The organism is Pseudomonas sp. PLMAX (assembly GCF_046042685.1).
In the GTDB taxonomy this organism is placed as follows: Bacteria; Pseudomonadota; Gammaproteobacteria; order Pseudomonadales; family Pseudomonadaceae; genus Aquipseudomonas; species Aquipseudomonas putida_AE.
In genome coordinates this window covers 778469-790317 of the sequence record NZ_CP064949.1, presented here as the reverse complement: position 1 = coordinate 790317, position 11849 = coordinate 778469, and the positions used below count along the sequence as shown (strand labels likewise).

The window sequence follows — 11849 nt, the reverse complement described above, 5'->3', positions numbered from 1 at the left end:
ACACCAGGGCTCTAACCCTATAGTCCTTTTCCTCCTGATCCCATCAAGCGCACCCACCATTTACAGGGATGAATGGCTTCGCCTCGAGAAAAGAGTTGCTTGCCACAATGTATCCCAAGGAATACGATCCACTATGATCGAGTTTGAACGATCCCGAATATTTGCCGATTGGCTCAACTCACTGAGGGACACCATCGGCAAAGCTCGGATAATCGCCAGACTTCGAGCCTCCGAGCATGGAAATTTTGGTGATTGTGAATCCGTAGGCGCTGGCGTTCATGAAATGCGCGTTCATTACGGCCCTGGCTACAGGCTGTACTTCACTCGCAAAGATGAAGTGATTTACTTACTGTTGATCGGGGGCGACAAATCGACTCAAAAACGAGATATCAAACGTGCTATTCAAATGGCACAAAACATCGGTAGTGAGGAGTAAATCATGGCCGAACGATTCACCCGTTTTGACGCCGCCGAGTTTCTCAAAACACCGGAAGAAATGGCGGCTTATCTGGACGCCTGCTTTGAAGAGGATGCTGGCGACGGTGTGTTGATACGTGCAGCGCTGAACGATATAGCCCGAGCGAAGGGTATGACACAAATTGCCCGTGATGCCGGCCTTGGACGCGAGAGCCTTTACAAAGCGCTGAGCAGCAGTGGCAATCCCGAATTCGCGACTATCATGAAGGTTATGAAAGCCTTGGGCCTGCGTTTGCATGCCATCGCTGTCTGATTGGGCTGCGACACCACACCGCACGCAGTCTTTTTACTTATCGGCCCTGATCAGGCTAAATAGCCGCGCCTGATCGCCCACCCACCGGATTAGTCCCATGTCCCGACAACGGCTTGCAATTGCCTGGATCGCCTGCTTTGCAGTGCTGTTCAACATGCTCGCCATGCCGATGACCGGAGCGCTGGCGCAGGCGGCGAAGTCGCCAGCCGAACAATTGTTGTGGGGCAGTTTCTGCTCGTCCAGCGGCACCAAGATGGTGGCAATATCCCTCGGCGACATCGAGCAGAAAAAACCGCAAAGCGACGATCACTCCAACATGCAGCATTGCTGGTGCTGCTCTGGCTCCGCGCCATTGGTGGCGTTGCCCGGGCATGAGCCGCAGCTGTATTTCGCGCACTTCGAGTCAAATCGAAGCCTGCCGCCCCCATCCCTCAACACCCCGACACCACGCCAGCAATGGCCCAGCCTCAACCCCCGCGCCTCCCCTCTGGTGTGATGACTTCTCGCAATTGACCTGCGTTTTGAATCACCTGGAGAACTGCCATGTTGAACAGACTCATCGTTCTGGCCGCGTTGCTGCTGCCTGCCTGCTTTGCCAATGCCCACGAATACAAGGTCGGCGCACTGGAAATCGCTCACCCGTGGTCGCAGGAGCTGCCGCCCAATGCACCCACCGTCGCCGCGTATTTCGTGATCCACAACGCGGGCAATACAGCCGACCGCCTGCTCAGTGTCGACTCACCGATCTCGGGCGAAGCGCAACTGCATGAGCACTTGATGCAAAACGACCTGATGAAAATGCAGCAGGTGCCCAGCGTGGAGATCCCCGCCGGCGGCGACGTCACCTTTGCACCGATGGCCTACCACGTCATGTTGCTGGGGTTGAAAGACCGCAGCCTGCTCAGCGATGGCAAGCGCTTCCCTCTGACCCTGCATTTCGAGAAGTCCGGTGACGTGACTGTCGAAGTGGCGGTGCAGAAGCAGGCGCCCGAGGCCACGCAAAAGCACGCACACGTTCAGTAACCCACTGAGCTCAGGCCGCCCATGCGCCCGCCAGGCACCAGGACATCCGCCCACCGTCGTCAGCCATTGAGCCTGACGCGCGGCAGCTGGATCAGCCTGTTCGCCATGTTGATGATCTTTATCGGTCCGCTGATTTCTCAGTCGATGCCGATGGATCAGCACGCCTCGACCTCCATGAACATGTCGATGGACATGAGCATGGACATGTCGGCGATGGAGCACGCCGATCACGGCGCACCAGCGGCTGCCGAGCATTGCCCGCCTGCGTCCGGGCACCATGCACTCTGGGAAAAATGCGGCTATTGCAGCCTGCTGTTCAACTGCCCGGCGCTCACCGGTGGCGGCTCGTTCACCGCGTTCGACACCCCGCCCGCCAACACTTTCACCACCCCGTCCCCGCGCCTGGGCCATGCCCGGCAAACCTTCTTCCCCGGCGCCCGCACCCGCGCCCCGCCCGTCGTCGCGTAAACAATCACCTCTGATTTCACACGGTTTAGCGAACAGCTTCAGGTTGTCGGCCGTGTCGTTTACGACTGTTCGATGGAAATTGTCATGTCCAGGTTTTCCGCTGCCCCCTGCTTGAGCACTGCCCAAGCCTCCTTTGTCCTGAACGAATCCAGCATTCGCTTCAGGCACGCCACCGCCATCCTGTGCGGTGCCTTGCTGGCGCCCTCCGCGCTGGCCGATGAACACGCAGGTCATAGTGAAGAACTGAGCCCGACGGTCATTACCGCCATTGCCCCGAGCTCGCCTCTGACCATCGTCACCAACCCCAAGGACCCGCGCCAGCCTGTGCCGGCCAGCGACGGTTCCGATTACCTGAAAACCATTCCGGGCTTCGCCCAGGTGCGCAATGGCGGCACCAACGGCGACCCGGTGTTGCGCGGCATGTTTGGCTCGCGCCTGAACATCCTCACCAACGGCGGCATGATGCTCGGCGCCTGTCCTGGGCGGATGGATGCACCGACTTCATATATCTCCCCGGAAACCTACGACAAGCTGACCGTCATCAAAGGCCCGCAAACCGTGCTCTGGGGACCGGGGGCTTCGGCCGGTACCATCCTCTTCGATCGCGAACCGGAAAGTTTCGGCGAACTCGGCACGCGGGTGAACGCCAGTGTGCTGGCCGGCTCCAACGGTCGATTCGACAAACTGGTGGACGCCGCTGCCGGCGGCCCATTGGGCTACGTGCGAGTGATCGGCAACACCGCCCAGGCCGACGACTACAAGGACGGCAACAACGACACCGTGGCATCGCGTTATGACAAATGGAACGGCGACGTCGCGCTCGGCTGGACCCCGGACGCCGATACCCTGCTGGAGCTGACCGCTGGCAAGGGTGACGGCGAGGCGCGTTACGCTGGACGCGGCATGGACGGTTCGCAGTTCAAGCGCGAGAGCCTCGGGCTGCGCTTCGAAAAGTCCAACATCAGCGACGTGCTGGAAAAGCTCGAGGCGCAGGTCTATTACAACTACGCCGACCATGTGATGGACAACTACACCCTGCGCACGCCGTCTGGCACCGGGATGATGGCCGGCCCCATGGCGTCCAACGTCGACCGTCGTACCCTCGGCGCGCGAATCAAGGCCACCTGGCGCTGGGCCGATGTACAGTTGATCAGCGGCATCGATGCGCAGACCAACGAACACCGCCAACGCAGCGCCATGGGTATCGACACCTACAAGGACCAGCCGTACACCAAGGACGCCGACTTCCACAACTACGGGGTGTTCAGCGAACTGACCTGGTACGCCGCCGATCGCGACCGACTCATCACCGGCGCACGACTGGACCGCGCTTCGGCCAAGGATTATCGGCAGACCCTCGGTTCGGGAATGATGACTCGCCCGAATCCAACCGCTGACGACACACGTGCCGACACGCTGCCCAGCGGTTTCATTCGCTACGAACACGACCTCGCCGACAGCCCGACTACTTTGTACGCGGGCCTCGGTCACACCCAACGCTTCCCGGATTACTGGGAGCTGTTTTCGCCCAACTCAGGCCCCGCCGGATCGGTGAATGCCTTCGATTCGATCAAGCCGGAGAAAACCACCCAGCTCGACTTCGGCCTGCAGTACAAGACCGAAGACCTCGATGCCTGGGCCTCGGCTTACGTCGGCCAGGTGCGCGATTACATCCTGTTCAACTACACGCCCGGGATGATGGGGATGACCTCGCAAGCCGAGAACATCGACGCGCGAATCATGGGTGGCGAACTGGGAGCTGCTTACAAACTTACCGAGCACTGGAAAGCCGACGCGACCCTGGCCTACGCCTGGGGCAAGAACAGCAGCGATGGCAGTGCATTGCCGCAAATGCCGCCGTTGGATGCCCGTTTCGGCCTGACCTACAGCGAAGACAACTGGAGCGCCGGCGCACTGTGGAGAGTGGTTGCCGCGCAAAACCGCATCGACCAGAACAAAGGCAACGTGGTTGGCAAGGACTTCGACAAGACCCCGGGTTTTGGCGTGTTCTCGCTCAACGGTGCCTATCGGATCAACCAGCACTGGAAGGTCAGCAGCGGCATCGACAACCTGTTCGGCAAGGCCTACGCCGAACACTTGAACCTGGCCGGCAACGCCGGGTTCGGCTACCCGGCCAATGACCCGCAAGCCATCAAGGAACCGGGGCGCACGCTCTGGACGAAAGTGGATATGAGCTTTTAAGAGCCCCGCAGGCAAGCCCGCTCCCCTGTAGGAGCGAGCTTGCTCGCGATCGGTTGCGCAGCAACCGCAAACAAACAACTAAAAGATCCAAGCCAAGCGGAGCACGCGTGATGAAACAGCCCAAAGTGAATTTCTACAACCTGGCCTGGCGCTGGCATTTCTATGCCGGATTGTTCGTTGCGCCATTCATGGTGATGCTGGCCCTGACCGGCACCATCTACCTGTTCAAGCCGCAGCTCGACTCATTGATGTACAGCAGCCTGCTCAACGTCCCGGCCGGCCACCACACCGTTCCAGCCGACGACCTGCTCAAGCGGGTGAAAGACGCGTATCCACAAGGCACGATCAAACAGTACCTGCCGCCGATCAACGCCGAGCGCAGTGCCCAGTTTGTCGTGCTCAACGAAGGTACCGAGCTGAACGTGTTCGTCGACCCTTACCACGGCGACATCCTCGGCGAACAAGACGCCAAGAAGAACCTGCAGGCAGTCGCGCGGGCGATTCATGGCGAGCTGATGATCGGCACCGTCGGTGACCGACTGGTGGAACTGGCCGCGGGTTGGGGGGTGGTGCTGGTGGTGTCCGGGGTGTTCCTGTGGTGGCCACGTGGTCAGGCCGCGGGCATTCTCTGGCCACGCCTGAGCAGTCGAGGCCGGGTGCTGTGGCGTGACCTGCACGCCGTCACCGGTTTCTGGGGCGCCTCATTGCTGCTGGTAATGCTGCTAAGCGGCATGACCTGGACCGGCTTCTGGGGCCAACAGTACGCCGCCGTCTGGAACGTCTTTCCGGCGGCGATGTGGGATAACGTGCCCAAGTCCGACGTCGAAGCGCGCAGTCTAAACAGCGCCACCCGCCAGACCGTGCCGTGGGCCATGGAAAATACACCGATGCCCATGTCCGGCGATCACGCCGAACACATGGCCCACGGTGCAGCGCCATCCGGTCCGGCCGCGCCGACCATCAGCCTGCAGGACGTGCAGAACATCGCCGTGCAACGCAAGGTCGAGCCCGGCTACAGCATCACGTTCCCGACCACGGCCACCGGCGTGTTCACCATTGCCGTGTTCGCCGATGACCCACGCAACGACGCCACGCTGCATGTCGATCAATACACCGGCAACGTCCTCGCCGATGTTCGCTACGAGCACTACGGCGCCGTCGCCCGCGCCACGGAAATCGGCGTGATGCTGCACGAAGGCAAGATGTTCGGCACGCTCAACCAGATCATTGTCCTGCTGATCTGCCTGATGATCTTGCTCAGTGCGGTCAGCGGCGTGGTGATCTGGTGGAAGCGTCGTCCGCAAGGCAAGTTCGGTGTGCCGCCGCTGCGTCACGACCTGCCGAAATGGAAAACCGCGATGGTGATCATGTTCGCCCTGGCGGTGGCATTCCCATTGGTGGGAGCTTCACTGGTGGTGGTGTGGGTGCTGGACAAGCTCCTGTTGGGACGCCTCAACCGGCAAGCTGAACCCGATTCGGCAGCCTGAGCGATACCTGGGCAAGCAACGTACCGTGCTTGCCCGACCTCCCTCCTCATCACGCCCCAATCTGGCGCACCTCAACGCACCAGCACGTCCGCCGCGTGCCTTGATGGTGCGCAAAATATCCGCACAACCGCTCTAACACGACATTTCCCTGCCTTTTTCCGACCGGGCACAGCCTTTGCTAAAGCCTCTTCAGTAGTCCGCATCTGCCAATCAAAAAATTCATAAGTTCATGGAGATCGCACAATGAAGCGTCGCAGCTTGATCAAGGCTTTCACACTCACGGCAAGCATTGCCGCGATGGGCATGACCTGGACAGTCCAGGCAGCCGAGACCATCAAGGTCGGTATCCTGCATTCGTTGTCCGGCACCATGGCGATCTCCGAGACGTCGCTCAAGGACATGGCGCTGATGACCATCGACGAGATCAACGCCAAGGGCGGTGTGAACGGCAAGATGCTCGAAGCGGTGGTGGTGGACCCGGCGTCGAACTGGCCGTTGTTCGCCGAGAAAGGCCGGCAGCTGCTGACCCAGGACAAGGTCGCCGTGGTGTTCGGATGCTGGACCTCGGTGTCGCGTAAATCGGTGTTGCCGGTGTTCGAAGAACTCAATGGCCTGCTGTTCTACCCGGTGCAGTACGAAGGCGAAGAGATGTCGCCGAACGTGTTCTACACCGGTGCCGCGCCAAACCAGCAGGCGATCCCGGCGGTTGAATACCTGATGAGCGAAGAAGGTGGCGGCGCCAAGCGCTACTTCCTGCTGGGCACCGACTACGTCTACCCGCGCACCACCAACAAGATCCTGCGTTCGTTCCTGCACTCCAAAGGCGTGGCCGACAAGGACATCGAAGAGGTCTATACCCCGTTCGGCCACAGCGATTACCAGACCATCGTCGCCAACATCAAGAAGTTCTCGGCCGGCGGCAAGACGGCGGTCATCTCGACCGTCAACGGCGACTCCAACGTGCCGTTCTACAAGGAACTGGCGAACCAGGGCCTGAAAGCCACCGACGTGCCGGTCGTGGCGTTCTCGGTGGGCGAAGAAGAACTGCGCGGCATCGACACCAAACCGCTGGTGGGCAACCTGGCGGCGTGGAACTACTTCGAGTCGGTGGAGAACCCGGCGAACAAGAAATTCGTCGCCGACTGGAAAGCCTACGCGAAGAAACACAACCTGCCGGGTGCCGACAAAGCCGTGACCAACGACCCGATGGAAGCCACTTACGTCGGCATCCACATGTGGGCGCAGGCGGCCGAAAAAGCCAAGTCCACCGACGTCGACAAGGTCCGCGAAGCCCTGGGCGGCCAGACCTTCGCCGCACCATCCGGCTACACCCTGACCATGGACAAGACCAACCACCACTTGCACAAGCCGGTGATGATCGGCGAGATCCAGGCCGACGGTCAGTTCAACGTGGTGTGGCAGACCGAAGGGCCGATCCGCGCCCAGCCGTGGAGCCCGTTCATTCCGGGCAACGACAAGAAGCCGGAGTATGCGGTGAAGAGCAACTGATCGCTGGATGCTGGCTTCCGTACCTGAGGCCAGCACAAATCCCTGTGGGAGCGGGCTTGCTCGCGAAGACGGTGGCACATCCAACATCAATGTGACTGACACACCGTTTTCGCGAGCAAGCCCCGCTCCCACATTTAGTCCGCGCAAGGCCATACATATGCCCACCGCCCTTTACCGCTTCATCCTTGCCATTGCACTTTTGCTGCCGATGGCCTCCCACGCCGATGACGCCGAAGACTTCGTCGCCGCCAATCCCGTGCAGCAAGCCAAACTGCTGGAAACCTGGGCCGCGCAGCCCGATCCGGCCCGAATCGAGCTGATCAACGCCCTGCAACAAGGCGAATTGACCGTCGACGGCCAACCGAAAACCTTGCGCCTGAACAACCGCCTGCGAGGTCTGATCGATACCGCATTGGCCAGCCACCAATTGCTCGCCGCCGACGCCAAAATCCGTCTGGCCGCCGCGCAGCAATTGCAGAAAAGCGCCAAACCCGCGCAGCTGAAATTCCTTGACCAGCAATTGGCGGGCGAGAAGGACGAGAGCGTTCACGCCGCCCTCAGCCTGGCCCTGGCCAATCTGCAACTGGTAGACGCCGATCCGGCCGTGCGACTCGCCGCCATCCGTTTGCTCGGCGAAACCGGCGATCCGCTGGCCCGTACCCGCCTCGAAAATCTACTGGAGCCGGGCGTTGAAACCGACGCGAATGTGCGCACCGCCGCCGAAACCAGCCTCGCCCAGGTCAAACGCAAATTGCTCGTTGGCGAACTCCTTGGCCAGGCCTTCAGTGGCATGTCCCTGGGCTCGATCCTGCTGCTCGCCGCCTTGGGACTGGCGATCACCTTCGGCCTGCTCGGCGTGATCAACATGGCCCATGGCGAGATGCTGATGCTCGGCGCCTACTCGACCTACGTGGTGCAGTTGATGTTCCAGCGCTTCGCCCCGCAGGCCATCGAGTTCTATCCGCTGATTGCGTTGCCGGTGGCGTTTTTCGTCACCGCAGCGATCGGCATGGCGTTGGAGCGTACGGTGATTCGCCACCTCTACGGTCGCCCGCTGGAAACCCTGCTCGCCACCTGGGGCATCAGCCTGATGCTGATCCAGCTGGTGCGCCTGGTGTTCGGCGCGCAGAACGTCGAGGTGGCCAACCCGGCGTGGTTGTCAGGCGGGATCCAGGTGCTGCCAAACCTGGTGCTGCCGTACAACCGCATCGTGATCATCGCATTCGCGCTGTTCGTGGTGGTGCTGACCTGGCTGCTGCTGAACAGGACGCGCCTGGGCCTGAACGTGCGCGCCGTCACCCAGAATCGCAACATGGCGGCCTGCTGCGGCGTGCCCACCGGGCGCGTCGACATGCTCGCCTTCGGCCTCGGCTCGGGCATTGCCGGCCTCGGCGGCGTGGCGCTCAGCCAGATCGGCAACGTCGGGCCGGACCTCGGCCAGAGCTACATCATCGACTCGTTCCTGGTGGTGGTGCTCGGCGGTGTCGGGCAACTGGCCGGTAGCGTTCTGGCCGCGTTCGGCCTTGGGATCGCCAACAAGATTCTCGAACCGCAAATCGGTGCCGTGCTCGGCAAGATCCTCATCCTCGCGCTGATCATTCTGTTCATCCAGAAACGTCCGCAAGGCCTCTTCGCACTGAAAGGACGGGTGATCGACTGATGAACCAGCCCCTGCTCGTTACCGCGACACAAAAAGCCGGCCCGAAAGTCACGATGGCCGTCGGCGCTGTAATCCTCGCTTTACTGCTGGCGTTGCCGCTGCTCTCGCTGTTGCCAGCCGACAGTGCGCTGCACGTCTCCGCCTACACGCTGACCCTGGTGGGCAAGATCCTGTGCTACGCCATCGCGGCCCTGGCGCTGGACCTGGTCTGGGGTTATGCCGGCCTGCTGTCCCTGGGTCACGGCCTGTTTTTCGCCCTCGGCGGTTATGCCATGGGCATGTACCTGATGCGCCAGGCCTCCGGCGATGGCTTGCCGGCCTTCATGACGTTCCTGTCGTGGAGCGAATTGCCCTGGTACTGGACCGGCACCAGCAGCTTTCTCTGGGCCATGTGTCTGGTGGTATTGGCGCCAGGATTGCTCGCGCTGGTGTTCGGCTTCTTCGCCTTCCGCTCGCGGATCAAGGGCGTGTATTTCTCGATCATGACCCAGGCCCTGACCTTCGCCGGCATGCTCCTGTTCTTCCGCAACGAAACCGGGTTTGGCGGCAACAACGGCTTCACCAACTTCCGCACCATCCTCGGCTTTGGCATCACTGAACCTGGCACCCGTGCGGTGCTGTTTTTCGCCACGGTGCTGCTGCTGGTGGCCAGCCTGTACATCGGTTGGCGCCTGGCGCAGAGCAAGTTCGGCCGAGTGCTGACCGCCCTGCGCGACGCGGAGAACCGCCTGATGTTCTGCGGCTATGACCCGCGGGGATTCAAGTTGTTCGTGTGGGTGTTGAGCGCGGTGTTGTGCGGTCTGGCCGGTGCGTTGTACGTGCCGCAGGTGGGCATCATCAACCCAAGTGAAATGTCGCCGACCAACTCTATTGAAGCAGCTGTATGGGTCGCCCTCGGCGGTCGCGGCACCTTGATTGGTCCGTTGCTCGGCGCCGGCGTGGTCAATGGCATGAAGAGCTGGTTCACCGTGGCCTTCCCGGAATACTGGCTGTTCTTCCTCGGTGCGCTGTTCATCGTCGTGACCCTGTACCTGCCCAAGGGCGTGATCGGCTTGCTGAAGAAAAGAGGTGAACAATGAGAGTCACTGCGACCGCTGAATTCATGCTCGAACCGGCGTTTTTCCCCGTGGAGCCGAACAAGGACGCCGGCACCAGCCGCGATGTCATCGGCCTCGGCCAACGCGCCGGTCCGGGCCTGAACACCCGCCACGGCACCATCCTGACCCTCGAAGACATCAGCGTCAGCTTCGATGGTTTCAAGGCACTGAACGACTTGAACCTGTACATCGGCGTCGGTGAATTGCGCTGCATCATCGGGCCCAACGGCGCGGGCAAGACCACGCTGATGGACGTGATCACCGGCAAGACCCGCCCCAGTCACGGAAAAGCCTGGTTCGGCGAAACCCTGGACCTGACGCAAATGAGCGAAGTGCAGATCGCCCAGGCCGGCATCGGCCGCAAGTTCCAGAAACCGACCGTGTTCGAGGCCTTGAGTGTGTTCGAGAACCTGGAGCTGGCGCAGAAAACCGACAAGTCGGTGTGGGCCAGTCTGCGGGCGCGCTTGAGTGGCGAACAGAAAGACCGGATCGCCGAGGTGCTCGACACCATTCGCCTGACCGCTTCGGTCAATCGTCCCGCCGGGTTGCTGTCCCACGGCCAGAAGCAGTTCCTGGAAATTGGCATGCTGTTGATGCAAGACCCGCAACTGCTGCTGCTCGATGAACCGGTGGCCGGCATGACCGACGCCGAAACCGAATTCACCGCCGAACTGTTCAAGACCCTGGCCGGTAAGCATTCGCTGATGGTGGTGGAACACGACATGGGCTTCGTCGGTTCGATCGCCGACCACGTCACCGTATTGCATCAGGGCAGCGTGTTGGCGGAAGGGTCGCTGGAACAGGTGCAGGAAAACGAACGGGTGATCGACGTGTATCTCGGTCGCTGAGTTTTGCGAACACCGAACCTGTAGGAGCTGGCTTGCCAGCGAAGGCGTACTGAATGACGCCAAAAGCTTCGCTGGCAAGCCAGCTCCTACAAGGAATTGAGGAGGATTTGAGAATGCTGCAAGTCGACAAGCTGCACCAATACTACGGCGGTAGCCACATCCTGCGCGGCCTGACGTTTGACGTGAAGGTCGGCGAAGTCACCTGCCTGCTGGGCCGTAACGGCGTGGGCAAGACCACCTTGCTCAGATGCCTGATGGGCCTGCTGCCGGCCAAGGACGGCGCTGTGAGTTGGGAGGGCAAGCCGATCACCACGTTCAAGCCGCACCAGCGGGTGCATGCCGGCATCGCCTATGTGCCGCAAGGCCGGGAAATTTTCGGCCGGTTGACCGTGGAGGAAAACCTGCTGATGGGCCTGTCGCGTTTTCCCGGCAGTGAAGCCAAGGAAGTCCCGGCGTTCATCTACGAGCTGTTTCCAGTGCTGTTGCAGATGAAGCAACGGCGCGGCGGCGACTTGTCCGGCGGCCAGCAGCAACAACTGGCGATTGGCCGGGCGCTGGCCAGCCGTCCACGCCTGCTGATCCTCGACGAGCCCACCGAAGGCATCCAGCCGTCGGTGATCAAGGAAATCGGCGCCGTGATCAAAAAACTCGCCGCCCGTGGTGACATGGCAATCCTGCTGGTAGAGCAGTTCTACGACTTTGCCGCCGAACTGGCCGATCAGTATCTGGTGATGTCCCGCGGTGAGATCGTGCAGCAGGGCCGCGGCGAAAACATGGAAGCCGAAGGTGTGCGCGGCCTGGTTACGATCTAATCTGTAGCGTCCT

12 protein-coding genes are annotated in these 11849 nt (G+C 61.2%); all 12 read left to right on the top strand.

Annotated elements, in window-relative coordinates:
* Positions 1-133 precede the first annotated feature (133 nt).
* On the top strand, positions 134-436 hold the full coding sequence (locus DKB71_RS03530; RefSeq protein WP_408599627.1) for a type II toxin-antitoxin system RelE/ParE family toxin: 303 nt from the start codon (positions 134-136) through the stop codon (positions 434-436).
* Positions 437-439: 3 nt separating this feature from the next.
* Positions 440-730 carry an addiction module antidote protein gene (locus DKB71_RS03525; RefSeq protein ID WP_274077500.1) on the top strand — a complete coding sequence of 97 codons (291 nt, stop codon included), beginning with the start codon at positions 440-442 and terminating at the stop codon, positions 728-730.
* 97 nt (positions 731-827) lie between these two features.
* Positions 828-1226, top strand: coding sequence for a DUF2946 domain-containing protein (locus tag DKB71_RS03520; RefSeq protein WP_408599626.1), 399 nt, complete (start codon positions 828-830; stop codon positions 1224-1226).
* 47 nt (positions 1227-1273) lie between these two features.
* Positions 1274-1753, top strand: coding sequence for a copper chaperone PCu(A)C (locus DKB71_RS03515; protein WP_323627018.1), 480 nt, complete (start codon positions 1274-1276; stop codon positions 1751-1753).
* Between the two features lie 21 nt (positions 1754-1774).
* On the top strand, positions 1775-2221 hold the full coding sequence (locus DKB71_RS03510) for a DUF2946 domain-containing protein (protein ID WP_274077503.1): 447 nt from the start codon (positions 1775-1777) through the stop codon (positions 2219-2221).
* An 84-nt stretch (positions 2222-2305) separates the two neighbouring features.
* A complete protein-coding gene (locus DKB71_RS03505; RefSeq protein ID WP_408599625.1) occupies positions 2306-4423 on the top strand; it encodes a TonB-dependent copper receptor in 2118 nt (705 codons plus the stop codon).
* A 110-nt stretch (positions 4424-4533) separates the two neighbouring features.
* Positions 4534-5910 carry a PepSY domain-containing protein gene (locus DKB71_RS03500; RefSeq protein ID WP_274077505.1) on the top strand — a complete coding sequence of 459 codons (1377 nt, stop codon included), beginning with the start codon at positions 4534-4536 and terminating at the stop codon, positions 5908-5910.
* 243 nt (positions 5911-6153) lie between these two features.
* A complete protein-coding gene (gene urtA / locus DKB71_RS03495) occupies positions 6154-7419 on the top strand; it encodes an urea ABC transporter substrate-binding protein (protein ID WP_046819717.1) in 1266 nt (421 codons plus the stop codon).
* Between the two features lie 157 nt (positions 7420-7576).
* Positions 7577-9079 carry an urea ABC transporter permease subunit UrtB gene (gene urtB / locus DKB71_RS03490; RefSeq protein ID WP_408599624.1) on the top strand — a complete coding sequence of 501 codons (1503 nt, stop codon included), beginning with the start codon at positions 7577-7579 and terminating at the stop codon, positions 9077-9079.
* Positions 9079-10158 carry an urea ABC transporter permease subunit UrtC gene (urtC, locus tag DKB71_RS03485; protein WP_408599623.1) on the top strand — a complete coding sequence of 360 codons (1080 nt, stop codon included), beginning with the start codon at positions 9079-9081 and terminating at the stop codon, positions 10156-10158. The genes urtB and urtC overlap by 1 nt, the downstream gene beginning before the upstream one ends.
* On the top strand, positions 10155-11024 hold the full coding sequence (urtD, locus tag DKB71_RS03480; protein ID WP_274077508.1) for an urea ABC transporter ATP-binding protein UrtD: 870 nt from the start codon (positions 10155-10157) through the stop codon (positions 11022-11024). The genes urtC and urtD overlap by 4 nt, the downstream gene beginning before the upstream one ends.
* A 113-nt stretch (positions 11025-11137) precedes the next feature.
* A complete protein-coding gene (gene urtE, locus DKB71_RS03475; protein WP_408599622.1) occupies positions 11138-11836 on the top strand; it encodes an urea ABC transporter ATP-binding subunit UrtE in 699 nt (232 codons plus the stop codon).
* The last annotated feature ends 13 nt before the right edge of the window (positions 11837-11849 follow it).